The following is an 18391-nucleotide window of genomic DNA, read 5'->3' on the forward strand; positions in this document are numbered from 1 at the left end:
GGAACACCCCCATGTCCCGTCACCTGCTCCCCAAGGCGATCGCCGGAGTCGTCCTCGTCGCCGGCGTGCTCACCGGCTGCGCCCCTGCGGCCGACAAGGCCGAGACGTCGTCCACGAGCTCCAGCGCCGAGGCGAGGACGACCGCCCCGTCGACCGTCGCGCCGTCCGGCGAGAGCCGCTCCGGTGCGTTCGAGGGCCTGAACGGCAAGAAGGTCGCCGGCACCGCGACGGTCTCGGGCGCGACCGTGGACCTCAGCGGCTTCTCCTCGGACGAGGGCCCCGACCTGCACCTCTACCTCACGAACGGCACGGATGAGAAGGCCGTGAGCGCCGGAGTCGAGCTGGGCGCGGTGTCCTACGACACGAAGACCCAGAGCTTCGACGTCGCCGACGCCGCCGACTACAGCTACGTCGTGGTGCACTGCGAGAAGGCGAAGGCCGTGTTCGGCGCGGCGAAGCTCTCGTGAGCCGACCGGGGTGGCGCTGGGCGGCCGCCGCCCTGGGTGCCGCCGCCCGCGTCGCCCTGGGCCTGCTCTGGATCGACGAGGGCCTGCTCAAGCTCCGGTCCGGATTCGGCGGCTCCGACATCCTGCTCGTCGCCGACGGCGCCGCGGAGAACGGGCGGGTGCCCGAGTACTTCCAGCTGTTCGCGTCGACGATCCTGCACGACGCGGCAGGTCTCTTCGGCGTCGTCACCCCGTTCGTCGAGATCGGGCTGGGCGTCGCGCTGGTCGCCGGGATCCTGACCGCGCCCGTCGCTCTCGCGTCCCTCGCGACGCTGCTGATGTACTGGTCGGCCGACCAGCTCATCGAGGAGTACCCGGTGATGGCGCTGCTCTCGGGCGTCGTCCTCGGCTTCTCCACCACCTGCTCGCGGATCTCCGCGACGAGCGCCGTGATCCGCGCCCTGCGGGGCCGGCACAGCACGCCGGCCGCCGTCCTGGAGCGGCCGGAGCTGCGCCGCTGGCTCTGACGACGCAGAAGGCGCAGACGGAGGCGGGGACCCCGGAACGAGCTCAGCTCCTGTTCCGGGGTCCCCGCCTTCCGCGTCACACCGTGATCGGGGCGCTGCTGCTGGTTCTGCCCAGCGCTGCGAAGACCGCTTCCTCCGCCCCCGGGTAGACGGGGCCCTGCGTCACGGTGGCCGTCACGGCGAAGGTCCCGGAGGGGAGCGGGGTGAAGACGCTCGGGACCGCGGGCTGCCTGATCAGGTCGCCGACGACGAAGGTCGAGCCGTCGCGGAGATTCGTCGCCACGTTGGTCCGGTAGACGCCGGCGGCGATCGGAACGTGGGCGTTGCGCGGACCGTCGGAGACGATGCCGTCGCCCCAGGACGCGACGTCGTGCTCCGAGACGATGTCGACGCGGGAGTCGACGGGCAGCGTCAGCGGCGTCCCGAACTCCGCCGCGGGCCCGCCGACCCGCACCACGAGGGCGAATGCACCGGGAACCGCGCGATCCGGTGCGAGGAAGACGCCGAGCCAGGGCGCACCGCTCGGGGTCACGGTCGAAGCGGAGGCGCCCGGGGCGCTCAGAGCAGCGACGACCACGGGGGCCGACCAGGCGGCGGCGAGACCGGCCCGGCGGGTCAGACCCGCTGTGGTTGCGCTGTCATTTTCGGAGTCGAACGGCATGGCGGTTCCTCTTTCGTCGTGGTCAGTGCTCGGTCGCAGTCCCGAGCCTAGGAGCCGGATGCTCGCCAGGGCAGGGCGGAGGAGCCCCCCTTCCGTGCCACGCGGAAGGCGGGCGAGGAGTCCTGCCTCGGAGGCGACGGCACGCATCGGTACTGCGCGTCGCGGCTCCACACCCTCCTGCTGAGAGCGTTCTCACCCAGTGCTGGCGGGGATCGATCAGCGGAAGATCACGGTTCGGCAACGCCGCCGATCCGTCGCCTCTCGCGCTTTACAGACCGGTGCGCGCGCAATATGTTGTCTCCGTGGACAAAGCCCCTCGGGGCTCTCCCGCCCTCCCGGGCGACGACACGACGACGTGCTCCCACCTGCACGCTCTCGCGCCGTCCTCATCCTCGGACACTGCTTTCAGAGAGGAATGCACTCCATGAAGTTCTCCCGCAGCATCACCACGCTGGCCGCCGCCGGCATCATCTCCCTCGGTCTCACCGCCTGCTCGGCCAGCCCCGCCAACTCCGGCGGCGCCGCTGCCGGCGCCGGCGCCGAGGGCGACTGCACCGTCGGCATCTCGATGCCCACCCGCAGCCTCGAGCGCTGGATCAACGACGGCGAAGGCCTCCAGTCCCAGCTCGAGGGCGACGGCTGCACCGTCGACCTCCAGTACGCGGACAACAAGACCGACCAGCAGATCTCGCAGATCCAGAACCAGATCGCCGGCGGCTCGAAGATCCTCGTCGTCGCGGCCATCGACGGCGAGGCGCTCGCCCCCGTCCTCGCCGAGGCGAAGAAGCAGAACGCGACCGTCATCGCCTACGACCGCCTGATCAACGGCACCGCCGACGTCGACTACTACGCGACGTTCGACAACTACAAGGTCGGCCAGCTCCAGGGCCAGTACATCGAATCGACCCTCGACCTCGCGAACGCCGCGGGTCCCTTCACCCTCGAGCCCTTCGCCGGCAGCCCCGACGACAACAACGCCAAGTTCTTCTTCTCCGGCGCCTGGGACGTCCTGCAGCCCTACATCGAGAGCGGCAAGCTCGTCGTGCCGTCCGGCAAGTCGCCCGCCTCGGACGACGACTGGGCCTCGATCGGCATCCAGGGCTGGGCCTCGGACAAGGCGCAGTCCGAGATGGACAACCGCCTCTCCTCCTTCTACACCGGCGACCAGAAGGTCGACGTGGTGCTCTCCCCGAACGACAGCCTGGCCATCGGCATCGAGGCCTCGCTCAAGTCGGCGGGCTACGCGCCCGGCGCCGACTACCCGATCATCACCGGACAGGACGCCGACAAGGCGAACGTCAAGGCGATCCTCGCCGACGAGCAGTCGATGACGGTCTGGAAGGACACCCGCACCCTCGGTGACCGCGTCTTCCAGATGGTGCAGTCGATCGTCGCGGGCGACGAGCCCGAGGTGAACGACACCGAGACGTACGACAACGGCGAGAAGGTCGTCCCGTCCTACCTCCTCGAGCCGCAGGTCGTCGTCAAGGACGACGTGCAGTCGACCCTCATCGACTCCGGCTTCCTCACGGCCGGCGACGTCGGACTCTGATCGGTCGGGCGGGGTGCGGGAGGAGTGATCCTCCCCACCCCGCCCTTCTCCCCCTTCTTCCCCGCGTCCCCATCCATCCTCTGCACAACGAAGTGAGGCCCTGTTGGCCAGTCCCATCCTCATCATGCGCGACATCGTCAAGGAGTTCGGCGGCGGCGTCCGCGCCCTCGACGGCGTCTCGCTCTCGGTCCAGCCGGGCGAGGTCCACGCCATCTGCGGCGAGAACGGCGCCGGCAAGTCGACGCTCATGAAGGTCCTCTCGGGCGTCTACCCCGTCGGCAGCTTCGAGGGCTCGATCGAGTTCGAGGGCCGCCAGGCGCAGTACCGCTCGATCAACGACAGCGAGGCCGACGGCATCGTCATCATCCACCAGGAGCTCGCGCTGAGCCCCTACCTCTCCATCGCCGAGAACATCTTCCTCGGCAACGAGAAGTCCACCCGCGGCGTCATCAACTGGAACGCCACCAACGCGGAGGCGGCCAAGCTGCTCGCCCGCGTCGGCCTCGCCGAGAGCCCGGCCACGAAGATCCTCGAGCTCGGCGTCGGCAAGCAGCAGCTCGTCGAGATCGCCAAGGCGCTCGCGAAGGAGGTGAAGCTCCTCATCCTCGACGAGCCCACCGCCGCGCTCAACGACGAGGACAGCGACCACCTGCTCGGCCTGATCGACCAGCTGCGCAACCAGGGCATCACCTGCATCATCATCAGCCACAAGCTGAAGGAGATCCGCGCCATCGCGGACACGGTGACGATCATCCGCGACGGCCGCACCATCGAGAGCTTCGCGATGGCCGGCGAGGACGCCTCGGAGAGCCGGATCATCCGCGCGATGGTCGGCCGCGACCTCAACAGCATGTTCCCGCCGCGCGACCCGCAGATCGGCGAGGAGAAGCTCCGCGTCGAGAACTGGACCGTGCACCACCCCGTCGACGTGAACCGCGTCGTCGTCGAGGACGCCTCCTTCACCGTGCGCGCCGGCGAGATCGTCGGCTTCGCGGGGCTGATGGGCGCCGGGCGCACCGAGCTCGCGATGAGCATCTTCGGCCGCAGTTACGGCACCGGCATCTCGGGCCGCGTCTTCAAGGACGGCAAGGAGATCCAGACCCGCACCGTCGAGGAGGCGATCCGCAACGGCCTCGCCTACGCGACCGAGGACCGCAAGCGCTACGGCCTCAACCTGATCGGCGACATCACCGTCAACGTGTCGGCCGCCGCGCTCTCCCGGCTCGCCCGCCTCGGCGTGATCGACAAGCACCGCGAGTACAAGGTCGCCGACTCGTACCGCTCGAAGATGAACATCAAGGCCCCGAGCGTCTCCGCCGTCACCGGCAAGCTCTCGGGCGGCAACCAGCAGAAGGTCGTCCTCTCGAAGTGGATCTTCTCGGGCCCCGACGTGCTGATCCTCGACGAGCCCACCCGCGGCATCGACGTGGGAGCCAAGTACGAGATCTACGGCATCATCAACGAGCTCGCGGCCCAGGGCAAGGCGGTCGTCGTCATCTCCTCCGAGCTGCCCGAGCTGATCGGGCTGGCCGACCGGATCTACACCATCTCCGAGGGGCGCATCACGGGCGAGATCGACCGTGCCGACGCCACCCAGGAGCACCTCATGCACTACATGACCGCCGGAAAGGAACAGGCCCGATGAGCGCCACGACCACGACAGCCCCGAGCGGCACGCCGGCGAGCACGCCGTCCACGCCGCCGAAGCGCGCACGCCGACTCAACATCAACCTCCGCCAGTACGGCATCCTCGCCGCGCTCGCGATCATCATCCTGCTCTTCCAGGTGCTGACGAACGGCCGCCTGCTGCTGCCGGGCAACGTCAACAACCTGATCCAGCAGAACGCCTACGTCCTGATCCTCGCGATCGGCATGGTGATGGTGATCATCGCCGGCCACATCGACCTCTCGGTCGGCTCGGTCGTCGCGATGGTCGGCGCCATCTCCGCTATCGCGATGAACAACTGGGGCCTGCCCTGGTGGGCCGCCGTGGTCGTCGCCCTGGTCACCGGCGCCGCCGTCGGCGCCTGGCAGGGGTTCTGGGTCGCCTTCGTCGGCATACCGGCGTTCATCGTGACCCTCGCGGGCATGCTGATCTTCCGCGGCTTCACCCTGGTTCTGCTCACCGGCGGCACGATCAACGGCCTGCCGACCGAGTTCACCGCGATCGGCGCCGGCTGGCTGCCGGGCGTGCTCGGCGGGATCGCCGGACGCGACGCGCTCACCCTCGTCCTGGGCCTGCTGGTCTGCGTCGTGTTCGTCGTCCAGCAGCTGCGCTCCCGGGCGACGCTGCGCCGCCTCGAGCTCCCGCGCGAGCCGATCGCCTCGGTCTGGGCCAAGTCGGCCATCGCGGTCGTCGCGATCATGGCGCTCTCCTGGCTGCTCGCCGGCTACAGCGGCACCCCGATCATCCTGATCGTGCTCGCCGTGCTGATCCTCGCCTACAGCTTCGTGCTGGGGCGGACGGTCTTCGGCCGCCACATCTACGCGATGGGCGGCAACCTGTTCGCCGCGATGATGTCCGGCGTGAAGACGAAGTGGGTCAACTTCTTCATCTTCGTGAACATGGGCGCCCTCGCCGGTGTCGCGGGCATCGTCAGCACCGCCCGTGCGGGTGGCGCCGTCGCCTCCGCCGGTCAGAACTACGAGCTCGACGCGATCGCCGCGGTCTTCATCGGCGGCGCGGCCGTCCAGGGCGGCGTCGGCACCGTGGTCGGAGCGGTCATCGGCGGTCTGGTGATGGGCGTGCTCAACATGGGCCTGTCGATCCTCTCCGTCGACGCCGCCTGGCAGATGGCGATCAAGGGCTTCGTGCTGCTGCTCGCCGTCGCGTTCGACATCTTCAACAAGAGGAGGGCGGGCGGGCGCTAGCCTTCTCTCCTCCCTGCACCGTGCTCGGGCGCGCGCTCTCCCCGAGGAGGGCCCGCGCCCGAGCGCATCCCCGGACCCGGTGCCCCACCGCGCCGACGAGAGGCTGAGCAGCATGGCAGGAGCAGTCGGAGCATCGAGCAACGCTCTGCTCCGTCGGCACAACCTCGCCGCCATCGCGACCCTGGTGCACCGCTCCGGGCCGATCAGCCGGGCCGAGCTGGGCCGCGAGACCGGCCTGAACCGCTCGGCGGTGGCCAACCTGGTCGGCGAGCTGAGCGAGCTCGGCTGGGTGGAGGAGGAGACCACCGCCTCCGACGGACGCATCGGCCGGCCGAGCGCGACGGTCGTCCCCGGCCGGACCTTCGCGGTGGTCGGCGTGCACCTCGACACCGACGCGATCATCGTCGGGCTGGTCGGCCTGCACGGCGACCTCCTCCGCCGCGTCCGCTTCGACACCCCGAAGCCCGCGAGCCCGGCGACCGTCGTCCGCGTGGTCAGCGGCATCGTCGCCGGATTCCGTGCCGAGCGGGAGACCCACCGCGTCCTCCTCGGCGCGGGAGTCGCCGTGCCGGGCCTCGTGCAGGCCGACTCCGGTTTCGTGCACCGCGCGCCGCACCTGGGCTGGCGCGACGTCGACCTCGCGTCGCAGCTCAGCCGCGCGCTCGAGCTCCCCGTCTCCGTCGGCAACGACGCCACACTCGGCGCGATCGGCGAGTCGCTCTTCGGAGCCGCCCGGGGCGTCGCCGACGTCGTCTACGTCAGCGGCGGCGCCAGCGGCATCGGCGGCGGCGTCATCATCGGCGGAGTCCCCCTGCAGGGCTCCTCGGGGTTCGCCGCCGAGCTCGGCCACACCCTCGTCGCCGCGAACGGCCGCCTCTGCGGCTGCGGGCGGCACGGCTGCCTCGAGGCCGAGGTCCGGATGCGGTCGCTCCTCGACGTGCTCGGCGCGCGCGTCCTCGACCAGGACGAGCTCGACATCGCGCTCGGCACCTCCCGCGACCCCGCCGTGCTCGCCGAGGTCGCCCGGCAGGTCGATCTGCTCGCCGAGGGCCTCTCGACGTACATCAACCTCTTCAACCCGACCGCGGTCGTGCTGGGAGGCTTCCTCGGCTCGCTGCTCACGGTCGACCGCGAGCGCCTGGCGGCCCGCGTCTCGGCGCGCGCCCTCAGCGACCTCGCCCGCGGTGTCCGGATCGAGCGCGCGGCTCTGCGCTCGAGACTGGAGCTCGTCGGCGCGGCGGAGCTACCCTGGCGTCGCGCGCTCGCGGATCCCGCGGCCGCGGTCGGCGGCTCGGACCTGCCCCCCGCGTCCGGCCCCGGCACGCGGACGGACGCCCTCGGCGCCCGCGCCTGACACCGACGTCGAGGAGCACGAGCATGGCCGACTTTAACGAGCAGATCATCGCGGAGTTCCGCGCGAACGGCGGCACGGTGACGACCGCGGGCTTCGGCCGCAGCCTCGTCCTCGTGCACCACACCGGCGCACGCTCCGGCGAGGAGCGCATCGCCCCGCTGATGGGCCTGCACCCCTCCGACGACGTCTGGCTGATCGCCGCCTCCGCCGCCGGCGCCCCAAAGCACCCGGCCTGGTTCCACAACCTCGAGGCCCACCCCGACACCGAGATCGAGACCCCCGACGACGGCACCGTGCCCGTCCGCGCCCGCGTCCTCGAGGGCGCCGAGCGCGACGCCGGCTGGAAGCGCTTCACCGACGCCTCCGACGGCTTCAAGGGCTACGAGCAGAAGACCACCCGCACCATCCCGGTCGTGGAGCTCACCCGCCGCTGACCCCCGTCCCTCCCCCGCGCGAGATGCCACTTGTGCACGCGACACGCCGAGAGAAGCGTGCACAAGTGGCATCTCGCGGGAGGCGCCGGGCGTCAGCGGAAGGGGACCGGGACCGCGTCGGGGGTCGACCAGCGGAGGGCGAGCCTCTCGCGGAAGCCGTCGCGGCGCAGCTCCGCCTCGAGCGCGTCGATGACGACCGGCAGCAGCGCGCGCCGCTCCACCAGGACGTCGAGCACCAGCTCGGCACCGTCCGTGAGGAGCACCGGGCCCACCTCCGGCAGCACCGCGATCCACTGGCGCCCGCCCACCTGCACGTGCCGGTGCCGATGGAGTCGGCGGAGCAGCTCGGGCAGGGCTCGCGAGTCGAGGCCGCCGACATCGGCGCGCAGAGCGATCATGCGCCGACAGTGGCCGCCCACGGCGTCCGCCCGGTGAACGCGCGCCCCTCCCCCGGTGTCCCCGCGACGGCGAACGGCTCGGGAACGACACGGTCGTGAAACGACGAAGCCCCCGACCGGATTCCGATCGGGGGCTCTGTCTCTGGTGCGCGAGGGGGGAGTTGAACCCCCACGCCCTTTCGGGCACACGGACCTGAACCGTGCGCGTCTGCCTATTCCGCCACTCGCGCTCACCAACGGCACCGAAGCACCGACGAGAAAGACTAGCACCCCCGCAGTCGAGACCGGAAACCCGGCCGCGCGAGGACGGGGGTCTCGTGCCGCCTCGAACTCGCGGAACGGTCCTCGGCTCGCGAGATCGACGGATCCGAGCGTGCCGGACGCGGTTCCACGAGCCGGAGCCCGCCCGCCCGGACGGGCGCGGTCCGCACCCCGAATCCCCCTCGGGGAGGCCGTATCCAGAGCATCCCAGTAACATGCCCGTAGCCGTGCGCGGCGCAGACAGGAGATCGGAAGCGGACCGGGCGCGCAGACACCTCGATCCGCACGCGACCGCCGAGAGGCGAAGAAACGGAAGATCGGAAGACTGTGGGCATTCTGGACAACTTCGAGAAGGGACTCGAGCGCGTCGTCAACGGCGCTTTCGCTCGGACCTTCAAGTCGGGTCTGCAGCCGGTCGAGCTCGCCTCCGCTCTCCGCCGCGAGCTCGACACCACGGCGGCGGTGGTCACCCGCGACCGCATCCTCGTGCCCAACCAGCTGACCCTGCGCATGTCCGCCGCCGACCTCGACCGGATGGAGCGGATGGGCCCGACGCTCATCGACGAGCTCACCACGGTCGCCACCGAGCACGCCAAGAAGCAGGGCTTCCGCTTCTCCGGTCCGATCGACATCTCGCTCGCGGCCGACGAGTCGCTCAGCGCCGGGATGGTCGAGGTCGACTCCCGCAGCGTCAAGGGCGTCGTCGCCTCCACGCCCGCGCTCGAGATCGACGGCAAGCGCTACCCGATCACGAAGTCCAGGACGGTCATCGGGCGCGGCAGCGACGCCGACATCACGGTCGACGACTCCGGCACCTCGCGCAAGCACGTCGAGATCCTCTGGGACGGCGTCCGCGCCCAGGTCCACGACCTCGGCTCCACCAACGGATCGAAGCTCGACGGCAAGCCCGTCACCCAGGCGCCGCTCTCGCCCGGGCAGACCATCTCGATCGGACGCACGCGGATCGTCTTCCGCGTCGTCCAGGGCGCCGCACCCGCGCGCGCCGACCGCTCGCCGTCCGGTCCGTCCGGGCGCTCCTCCGAGGGATTCTGGGACGACCGGCTATGAGCGAGCTCACTCTCTTCCTCCTGCGCATCGCGTTCCTCGCGCTGCTGTGGTTCTTCGTGTTCGGCATCGTCTACGCGCTGCGCTCCGACCTTTTCGGCCAGCGGGTGCGCAAGCTGCCCGCCGGCCAGCAGCCGGCCGCCGGGCAGGACTCCGCGCCGTTCGTCACCGCGGCCCAGCCCGTCGTGGCCGCCGCGGCCGCCCCCGCCGCCGCGCCGGCACCGTCCGCCCCCTCCGCGCGGCGCCCCCGCGAGGAGCGCACCGACTCCGGCGGCGTCGCGACGGTGCACACCGCGCAGCGGCTCGTCATCACCTCGGGCCCCAAGCGCGGCACCGAGCTCGAGCTCAACGGCGAGCCGCTCACGATCGGCCGCTCCTCGGAGTCGGCGCTCGTGATCCGCGACGACTACACCTCGACCCACCACGCGCGCCTCCTGATCTGGAACGACGAGTGGATGATCCAGGACCTCGACTCCACGAACGGCACCTTCCTCGACGGCCGCCGGGTCGGCGCCCCCACCAAGGTGCCGCTGAACACCCCGGTCAAGGTCGGCACGACGACCTTCGAGCTGCGGCGGTCGTAGCGCGTGGCAGTCACACCCGACAGCGCCGCGGAGACGGGCGTCACGCGCGAGAGCGCCGCCGTCTCGCACGTCGGCCGCATCCGCTCCAACAACCAGGACTCCGGCTACGCGGGCCGGCAGCTCTTCGTCGTCGCCGACGGGATGGGCGGGCACGCGGGCGGCGACGTCGCCTCCTCCATCGCGATCAAGCGCATCGCGCAGGCCGACCGCACCTACGCCTCCACCTACGAGGCGGAGGACGAGCTCAAGCGCACGCTCCTCGCCGCCAACACGATGCTGGCCGACGCCGTCGTCGACCACCCCGAACTGACCGGCATGGGCACCACCGTCAGCGCGATCGTGCGCGTGGGCGAGTCGGTGGCCATCGCGCACATCGGCGACTCCCGGATCTACGTGCTGCGCGACGGCAAGCTCGAGCAGGTCACCACCGACCACACGTTCGTCCAGCGCCTCGTCGACTCCGGCCGCATCACCGAGGAGGAGGCGATGACGCACCCGCGCCGCTCCGTCCTGATGCGGGTCCTCGGCGACGTGCACACGAACCCCGAGATCGACACCCTCACCCTCGAGACCGAGCCGAACGACCGCTGGCTGATCTGCTCCGACGGCCTCTCCGGCGTCGTCCCGCACGACGAGATCCAGAAGGAGCTGTCCCGCGACGAGACGGCGCAGCAGGTCGCCGACCGCCTGATCCGCGACAGCCTCTCCCACGGCGCGCCGGACAACGTGACGGTCGTCATCCTCGACGTCCCGGGGGCCGGCGACACCGCGCAGATCCTCGCGCCCACCGCCGAGCCCGTGATCGTCGGCTCCGCCGCGGCCCCCACGCCGATCAGCACCGACGACTCGCAGAACCGGATCCGCATCCCCGGCCTCCGCCTGCACACCCGCGCCCCGGCCGCCCAGGGCCCGACCCACTTCGAGCCCGCGTCCGAGGACTACCTCGACGAGCTGATCGAGGAGGACCGCCGCCGGCACCTGCGCCGCCGGATCACCTGGCTGGTCGGCCTCTCGCTCGTGCTGATCGCCGGTTTCCTCGGCGTCCTGCTCGCCTACGACTGGACGCAGTCCCGGTTCTACGTCGGCACCGACGGCCAGAACGTGATCATCTACCAGGGCATCCAGCAGTCCGTCGGCCCGCTCTCGCTCTCCGGAGTGAAGGAGGACACGGGGATCCCCCTCGACTCCCTCCGCGACTACGACGTCGAGCAGCTCGAGCAGACGATCAGCGCCGACTCCTACGCCGGCGCGGTCGACATCGTCGAGCGCCTGACGGACGCGAACGGAGCACCGTGACCGCCACCGCCACTCCTCCCGTGACCCGCGAGCGCCCACGCTTCCTCCGCCAGCGCCTGCGCAACCTCGAGCTGCTCCTGCTCATCGGCGCGTGCCTCATCGACGCGTCGGCGATCGTGCTGGTCCAGCTCGGCGCCCTCGGCGCGGTCGACACCACCCTCGTGTCCCTCGGTGCGGGCCTCTCCGGTCTCGTGCTGGTCGTCCACGTCGTGCTGCGCTTCGCGGCGCCCGAGGCCGATCCGTTCCTCCTCCCGATCGCCACCGTCCTCAACGGGCTCGGCGTGGCCGAGATCTACCGGATCGACATCGCCGACGGTGCGACCGGCTGGGAGTCGGTGGCCGTCCGGCAGATCATCTGGAGCGGCCTCGCGATCGTCGCCGCGATCGTCGTCCTGCTGGTGATCCGCAATCACCGCATCCTCTTCCGCTACACCTACGTGGCCGGATTCGCGGCGATCGTGCTGCTCCTGCTCCCCCTCCTGCCGTTCATCGGCCGCGAGGTCAGCGGTGCGCGCGTCTGGATCGGCATCGGCGACTTCTTCAGCTTCCAGCCCGGCGAGATCGCCAAGATCGCGCTCGCGGTCTTCTTCGCCGGCTACCTCGTCCGCAACCGCGACTCGCTCTCGATGGTCGGCAGGACGTTCCTCAAGGTGCGCTTCCCGCGGCTGCGCGACCTCGGCCCGATCCTCGTGGTCTGGGCCGTCACGATGGGCGTCATCGTCTTCCAGCGCGACCTCGGCACCGCGCTGCTCTACTTCGGCCTCTTCCTCGTCATGCTCTACGTGGCGACCGGCCGCACCAGCTGGGTGCTGATCGGCGTCGGCCTCTTCCTCGGCGGCGCGATCCTCGCCAGCCAGACCCTCGGCTACGTCGGCAACCGCTTCGCGAACTGGCTCGACGCCTTCAGCTCGGAGCGCTACGGCGCCGACCCCGGCGGCAGCTACCAGCTCGTGCAGGGCCTGTTCGGCCTCGCGCACGGCGGCCTGCTCGGCACCGGCCTCGGTCAGGGGATGCCCGACATCACCCCCGTCCCGCAGTCGGACTACATCATCGCGAGCCTGGGCGAGGAGCTCGGCCTCGCCGGCCTCTTCGCGATCTTCGGCCTCTACCTCCTGCTGGTCTCGCGCGGCTTCCGGATCGGCTTCGCCGGCCAGGACGACTTCGGCAGGCTCCTCGGCGTCGGGCTCTCGTTCGTGATCGCCCTGCAGTGCTTCATCGTCATCGGCGGTGTCACCCGCGTCATCCCGCTGACCGGCCTCACCACGCCGTTCCTCGCCGCGGGCGGCTCGTCGCTCGTCGCGAACTGGATGATCGTCGCCGTCCTCCTCCGCCTGTCCGACACAGTGCGCAATCAGCCGCGTCTGGTGGTGTGACTCCCCGATGAACCGAGAACTCAAGCGCGTGAGCTTCGTCGTCCTGGCGATGTTCGTGGCGCTCTTCGTGTCCACCTCCACCATCCAGGTCCTCCAGGCCGACACCCTCTCCGAGGACTCCCGGAACACCCGGACGCTCTACGAGAGCTTCTCGACGGAGCGCGGCGTCATCCTCGCCGACGGGGAGCCGATCGCCTCGTCGACGTCGTCCGACGACATCTACAAGTTCCAGCGCCAGTACGCGAACGGCCCGCTCTACTCGGCCGTCACCGGCTACTTCACGCTCAACCAGGGCACGACCGGCATCGAGCGCTCGCTCAACGACTACCTCTCCGGCACCTCGAACTCGCAGTTCTTCGACGAGATCAACAACCTCGTCACCGGCCAGGACCCCGAGGGCGCCTCGGTCGAGCTCTCCATCGACCCCGTCGCGCAGCAGGCCGCGTTCGACGCGCTCGGCGACTACACCGGAGCGGTCGTCGTCACCGAGCCCGCTACCGGCCGCATCCTCGCCATGGTCTCCAAGCCCACCTTCGACCCGACCGCGCTCGCCTCGCACGACACCGACGACGTCCTCGCGGCGTACCGGGCGCTCAACGACGACCCGGCCGAGCCGCTCGTGAACCGCGCCATCGGCGGCTCGCTCAACCCGCCCGGCTCCGTCTTCAAGCTCGTCGTCGCCTCCGCCGCCCTGGAGTCCGGCCGGTTCACGCCCGACTCCAGCTTCCCGAATGTCCAGGCGTACACGCTGCCGGGCTCGAGCTCGCAGGTGACCAACTCCGGCGGCGGCCTGTGCGGCTCCGGAGACACGGTGACGCTCGCCACAGCGGTCTCACTCTCCTGCAACGTGCCGATGGCCGAGATGGGCGTGCAGCTCGGCGCTCCCGCGATCCGCGCGCAGGCCGAGAAGTTCGGCTTCGACACCGAGCTCGAGATCCCGATGTCGGTCGAGGCGAGCACCTATCCGCAGACCACGGACGACGCGCAGACGGCGCTGACCGCCTTCGGCCAGTTCGAGGTCCGGGCGACCCCGCTGCAGATCGCGATGGTCTCCGCGGCCATCGCGAACGGCGGCGAGGTGATGCAGCCGAACCTCGTCGACGTCATCCGGTCGCAGGATCTCAGCGTGCTGCAGCGCTTCGAGGAGAAGCCGCTCGGACGGGCCGTGAGCACCGAGACCGCGGACGCCGTGAAGGCCATGATGGTCGCCAGCGTCCAGGGCGGCGCGGCGACGAATGCAACAATAGGTGGCGTCACGGTGGCCGGTAAGACCGGCACCGCTGAGAACGGCGGGGACGACCCGTACACCCTCTGGTTCACCGGATTCGCTCCTGCGGACGATCCGCAGTACGCCATCACCGTCCTCGTGGAGGACGGCGGGGGGCTCGGCCAGACCGGGTACGGCAACCTGATCGCCGCACCCATCGCACAACAGGTACTAGAGGCGGTGCTGAACAAATGAGACCCACATCAGGCCTCACCTTCGGGGGACGCTACGAACTGCAGTCCCGGATCGCCATCGGCGGCATGGGAGAGGTGTGGCAGGCGACGGATCTCGTCATCGGCCGCACCATCGCGATCAAGATCCTCAAGGACGAGTACCTCGGTGACCCCGGGTTCCTCGAGCGCTTCCGCGCCGAGGCCCGGCACGCCGCCCTCGTCAACCACGAGGGCATCGCCAACGTCTACGACTACGGCGAGGAGGACGGCTCCGCCTACCTCGTGATGGAGCTGGTGCCCGGCGAGGCGCTCTCCACGGTCCTCGAGCGCGAGCGGGTGCTGTCGACCGACAAGGTGCTCGACATCGTCGCCCAGACCGCGCTGGCCCTGCATGCAGCGCACGCCGCCGGACTGGTGCACCGCGACGTGAAGCCCGGCAATCTCCTGATCACGCCGGACGGCCGCGTCAAGATCACCGACTTCGGCATCGCCCGCATCGCCGACCAGGTCCCGCTCACCGCGACCGGCCAGGTCATGGGCACGGTGCAGTACCTCTCCCCGGAGCAGGCGAGCGGCCAGCCCGCCTCCCCCGCCACGGACATCTACTCGCTGGGCATCGTCGCGTACGAGTGCCTGGCCGGCCGCCGCCCGTTCACCGGCGAATCGCAGGTGGCCATCGCGATGGCCCAGATCAACGACACCCCGCCCGAGCTGCCGGTCACGGTCGCCGAGCCGGTGCGCAATCTGGTCTACTCCTGCATCGCCAAGAAGCCGGTCGACCGTCCGGCGACCGCCGCCCATCTCGCCCGTGCGGCGCAGGCGCTGCGCTCGGGCGACGTGCGCGGCGCCGCACTCGCAGTGCCCGCGGTCGCCGCAGACCTGCCGAGCACGCAGGCCACCACCGTCCTGCCCTCCGCGGCGGGCAACGCGACCCAGGCCACGACGATCCTCGGCGCCGGAGCGACGACCGCCTTCGCGGCGAACCCGCCGACCGGTGCCGTCGACGCCCCCGTCGCAGCCGAGGAGCCGCGCAAGCGCAGCCCCTGGACCTGGCCGCTCGTCGCCCTGATCGTGATCCTCGCCGTCGTGATCGGCGGCACGATCTTCGCCCTGACCACCAACGGCAGCACTCAGTCCGACCCGACGCCGACCGCGACTGCGCCATCCCAGACCCCGTCGCAGACGCCGACGCCGTCGCAGACCCCGTCGGCCACGCCGAGCTCGAACATCGTCGTGATCAACTCGTCCGACTACGTGGGCCGCCCGTTCGACGAGGTCGAGGCCGAGCTCACGGACCTCGGCATGGGTGTCCAGCGCGAGGAGGGCTCGAGCGCTCCGAGCTCCGACCAGGTCGGCACGGTCGAGGAGGTCAACCCGACCGCCAATGTGATCAAGGGCACCACGATCGTCGTCACGACCTACACCGAGGTCGCCGTCCCGGGTGCGCCGACCGCCGTCCCGACGGTCACTCCCGCCGCGTCGAGCGTCGAGCCAGGAGACACCTTCAACGTCACATGGAGCAACTACAACCAGTGCCCGAGCGGAACCTCCGTGACCGGTTACCGGGTGACCGTCGCCGGCGAGGGCGCGACCGTGACGAGCACCAACCCGTCGACCTCGACCACCGCGACGATCCAGGCCGGAGCGTCCGCCGGCCAGATCGACATCACCTACACGGTGCTCTGCGGCGAGCCCGAGTCGCCCGCCTCGCCGACCCTCTCGGTCCCCGTCGTGGCCCCCACCCCGACGCAGACCCCCACGCCGACGTCGAGCCCGACCTCGTCGGCGCCGGCGACGAACGCGCCCGACGAGCGCTGACCCTCCCCGCTCGAACGAGCCCGCCCTCCGACCGCGACCGCGGCACCGGAGGGCGGGCTCCTCGCTTTCAGCGGCTGCGACTGTCCCGACGGCGGACCAGGGCACGAGTGACCACCGCAGCGATCACCCCCGAGACGGCAGCGATGCTGATCCGCGCCGGAGCGGGCAGCTCTGTTCCTACGGCGAGCACCACTCCGATGGTGAGGACCACGAGCAGTAGCGCGACGACTGCGAGGCGATCCGCGGAGAGACGAGAGGACGAGGACATGGGACTCCTTCGATCGATGTCGGTCTGACGAACGACGAGCCGCTCGGCGAGCCCGTCGCATCATGAGGGGAACTCACCATTTGCTCCCCGCAGCTCCTCGTCAACGGAATGAGCGAATGTGTGCGAAGCGGTGTCGCACGACGTCGGTCTCGGAAGGGTCCGCGCGCGCGGCTCATCGAGCGACGCGGTGAGTGCCCGACGCTGTGCGCCGGGCTGCCAGGAGGCGCCCGGGTACACTTGCCGTGGCTCCCCGGGGGCCGTGCCACACGGAAGTACAGGGCGGGAGCGTGCGCGTGACGGATGAGGGACGCCTGATCGCAGGACGGTATCAGGTCGGGCCCCGGCTCGGTCGCGGCGGGATGTCCGAGGTCTACCTCGGCACCGACACCCGCCTGGGCCGCACGGTCGCGATCAAGGAGCTCAAGCTCTCGCTGTCGTCCGACTCGGCCTTCCGCCTGCGCTTCCGGCAGGAGGCGCAGTCCGCCTCGCGGATGTCGCACCCGACCATCGTCCGCGTCTTCGACGCCGGCGAGGAGGTCTCCCTCGACGACAACGGCGCGGAGTCGCGCCGTCCGTTCATCGTGATGGAGCACATCGAGGGGCGCCTGCTCAAGGACGTCATCGCCGAGGGTCCCGTCGACGTCGACGAGGCCGTCCGCATCACGGAGGGCATCCTCACCGCGCTCGAGTACTCGCACCGCGCGGGCGTGGTCCACCGCGACATCAAGCCCGGCAACATCATGCTGACCCCCTCGGGCCAGGTGAAGGTCATGGACTTCGGGATCGCCCGCGCCGTCTCCGACTCCGCCGCGACCGTCGCGCAGACGACCGCGATCCTCGGCACCGCCGCCTACTTCTCGCCGGAGCAGGCGAAGGGCGAGCAGGTCGACGCGCGCAGCGACCTCTACTCCGCCGGCATCGTCCTCTTCGAGCTGCTCACCGGCCGCGCCCCGTTCCGCGGCGACACCCCTGTGGCGGTCGCCTACCAGCACGTCAGCGAGACCCCGCCGGCCCCGAGCTCGATCAATCCCGCCGTCTCTCCCGCCCTCGACGGCGTGGTCGCCCGGGCGCTGTCGAAGGACCGCTACGAGCGCTTCCAGGGCGCCGCCGAGTTCCGCGACGACCTGCGCGACGCCGCCGCCGGCCGCCTCCCCGACCACCGTCCGATCGACGAGCTGACCACGTCGCTCTTCGCGGCGCGTGGCGGCGGCATGAACGACTCCGAGCTCGCCCTGCGCCAGCTCGCGGAGGACAACTCGATCGTCCGGACGCAGCGCCGCCCGCCGGTGCTCTGGATCTGGTCGTCGATCGTCGTGCTCGCCGTCATCGTCGCTGCGCTGGTCATCTGGGTGCTCACGCTCCAGCCGACGACCACGCTGCCCTCGCAGTCCCGCGAGGTCCCCGCGCTCACGGGCACCAGCTACGACAGCGCCCAGTCGACGCTGACGGAGCTCGATCTGGTGGCGAGCCAGCTCGCCGAGTTCGACGACACGGTCCCGGCGGGCGAGGTGATCCGCACCGATCCCGGGTCCGGCACCATCGTCGCTCCCGAGACCGTCATCCGGGTCTACGTGTCGCAGGGCGCGCAGCCGGTCGCCGTCCCCGAGACGGCCGGGTCGACCCTCGAGGAGGCGATCGCCGCCCTCACCGGGGCCGGCTTCAGCGAGGGATCGCAGACCCGGCAGAACTCCCCCACCGTTCCCGCCGACGTCGTGCTCTCGAGCACTCCGGACGGCGGCCAGCAGCTCGAGCCGGGCACGCAGGTCGACCTCGTCGTGTCCTCCGGGCAGGTCACCCTGCCCGACCTGGTCGGCCAGACGCTGAGCACGGCCCTGGCCACTCTCGCCTCCGAGCAGCTCCAGCTGATCGGCGAGGAGGCCCCCGACGAGACCTGCGAGTCCGTGCGGGCCAACCCGCCGATCACCACACAGTCGGTCGCTCCGGGTGACGTCCCCCAGGGCTCGACGATCGAGCTCGGCTTCTGCGCCGGCTGACCCGCGCCCCCGAAGGGGCGCATCGAGCGGCGAAGCCGCTTCGCGTCTC

Annotated in this window: 16 protein-coding genes and 1 tRNA gene; 14 read left to right on the forward strand and 3 right to left on the reverse strand. The window is 70.8% G+C overall.

Annotation, left to right across the window (positions count from 1 at the left end; translation table 11 throughout):
• The first annotated feature begins 11 nt into the window (after positions 1-11).
• A complete protein-coding gene (locus GTU73_RS00645; RefSeq protein ID WP_160086087.1) occupies positions 12-467 on the forward strand; it encodes a DM13 domain-containing protein in 456 nt (151 codons plus the stop codon).
• Positions 464-973: a DoxX family membrane protein gene (locus GTU73_RS00650; RefSeq protein WP_244231713.1), complete on the forward strand. Its 510-nt coding sequence runs from the start codon at positions 464-466 to the stop codon at positions 971-973. Before GTU73_RS00645 ends, GTU73_RS00650 begins: the two co-directional genes overlap by 4 nt.
• Before the next feature lie 76 nt (positions 974-1049).
• On the opposite strand, the gene GTU73_RS00655 is transcribed toward GTU73_RS00650, so the two are convergent.
• Complete coding sequence (locus GTU73_RS00655; RefSeq protein ID WP_160086089.1) at positions 1050-1634, reverse strand: hypothetical protein; 585 nt, start codon at positions 1632-1634, stop codon at positions 1050-1052.
• Between the two features lie 415 nt (positions 1635-2049).
• Here GTU73_RS00655 and chvE point away from each other — a divergent pair, with 415 nt between their 5' ends.
• The 5 genes from chvE (at position 2050) to GTU73_RS00680 (ending at position 7845) form a co-directional block, all read left to right on the forward strand.
• A complete protein-coding gene (gene chvE, locus GTU73_RS00660) occupies positions 2050-3186 on the forward strand; it encodes a multiple monosaccharide ABC transporter substrate-binding protein (protein WP_160086091.1) in 1137 nt (378 codons plus the stop codon).
• Between the two features lie 124 nt (positions 3187-3310).
• On the forward strand, positions 3311-4831 hold the full coding sequence (mmsA, locus tag GTU73_RS00665; RefSeq protein WP_160086093.1) for a multiple monosaccharide ABC transporter ATP-binding protein: 1521 nt from the start codon (positions 3311-3313) through the stop codon (positions 4829-4831).
• Complete coding sequence (mmsB, locus tag GTU73_RS00670; protein WP_160086095.1) at positions 4828-6057, forward strand: multiple monosaccharide ABC transporter permease; 1230 nt, start codon at positions 4828-4830, stop codon at positions 6055-6057. Before mmsA ends, mmsB begins: the two co-directional genes overlap by 4 nt.
• Before the next feature lie 112 nt (positions 6058-6169).
• Positions 6170-7411: an ROK family transcriptional regulator gene (locus GTU73_RS00675; RefSeq protein WP_160086097.1), complete on the forward strand. Its 1242-nt coding sequence runs from the start codon at positions 6170-6172 to the stop codon at positions 7409-7411.
• 23 nt (positions 7412-7434) lie between these two features.
• On the forward strand, positions 7435-7845 hold the full coding sequence (locus GTU73_RS00680) for a nitroreductase/quinone reductase family protein (protein ID WP_160086099.1): 411 nt from the start codon (positions 7435-7437) through the stop codon (positions 7843-7845).
• A gap of 92 nt (positions 7846-7937) precedes the next feature.
• On the opposite strand, the gene GTU73_RS00685 is transcribed toward GTU73_RS00680, so the two are convergent.
• Together GTU73_RS00685 and GTU73_RS00690 are read right to left on the reverse strand one after the other, a co-directional pair.
• Complete coding sequence (locus GTU73_RS00685; RefSeq protein ID WP_160086101.1) at positions 7938-8243, reverse strand: hypothetical protein; 306 nt, start codon at positions 8241-8243, stop codon at positions 7938-7940.
• Between the two features lie 143 nt (positions 8244-8386).
• Positions 8387-8473 (reverse strand) — tRNA-Leu (locus tag GTU73_RS00690).
• Between the two features lie 358 nt (positions 8474-8831).
• Between GTU73_RS00690 and GTU73_RS00695 the strand changes: the two genes are divergently transcribed.
• The 7 genes from GTU73_RS00695 (at position 8832) to pknB (ending at position 18342) form a co-directional block, all read left to right on the forward strand.
• Positions 8832-9572 carry a DUF3662 and FHA domain-containing protein gene (locus GTU73_RS00695; RefSeq protein WP_123447236.1) on the forward strand — a complete coding sequence of 247 codons (741 nt, stop codon included), beginning with the start codon at positions 8832-8834 and terminating at the stop codon, positions 9570-9572.
• A complete protein-coding gene (locus tag GTU73_RS00700) occupies positions 9569-10153 on the forward strand; it encodes an FHA domain-containing protein (protein WP_160086103.1) in 585 nt (194 codons plus the stop codon). The genes GTU73_RS00695 and GTU73_RS00700 overlap by 4 nt, the downstream gene beginning before the upstream one ends.
• Before the next feature lie 3 nt (positions 10154-10156).
• Positions 10157-11449, forward strand: a complete 1293-nt coding sequence (locus tag GTU73_RS00705; RefSeq protein ID WP_160086105.1) for a Stp1/IreP family PP2C-type Ser/Thr phosphatase — start codon at positions 10157-10159, stop codon at positions 11447-11449.
• Complete coding sequence (locus GTU73_RS00710) at positions 11446-12822, forward strand: FtsW/RodA/SpoVE family cell cycle protein (protein WP_160086107.1); 1377 nt, start codon at positions 11446-11448, stop codon at positions 12820-12822. The genes GTU73_RS00705 and GTU73_RS00710 overlap by 4 nt, the downstream gene beginning before the upstream one ends.
• A gap of 7 nt (positions 12823-12829) precedes the next feature.
• Positions 12830-14284, forward strand: a complete 1455-nt coding sequence (locus tag GTU73_RS00715; RefSeq protein ID WP_160086109.1) for a penicillin-binding protein 2 — start codon at positions 12830-12832, stop codon at positions 14282-14284.
• Complete coding sequence (locus GTU73_RS00720; RefSeq protein WP_160086111.1) at positions 14281-16080, forward strand: protein kinase; 1800 nt, start codon at positions 14281-14283, stop codon at positions 16078-16080. The genes GTU73_RS00715 and GTU73_RS00720 overlap by 4 nt, the downstream gene beginning before the upstream one ends.
• A gap of 561 nt (positions 16081-16641) precedes the next feature.
• On the forward strand, positions 16642-18342 hold the full coding sequence (gene pknB / locus GTU73_RS00725; protein WP_160091148.1) for a Stk1 family PASTA domain-containing Ser/Thr kinase: 1701 nt from the start codon (positions 16642-16644) through the stop codon (positions 18340-18342).
• Positions 18343-18391: the final 49 nt, after the last annotated feature.

The organism is Rathayibacter sp. VKM Ac-2804 (assembly GCF_009866655.1).
Lineage (GTDB): Bacteria > Actinomycetota > Actinomycetes > Actinomycetales > Microbacteriaceae > Rathayibacter.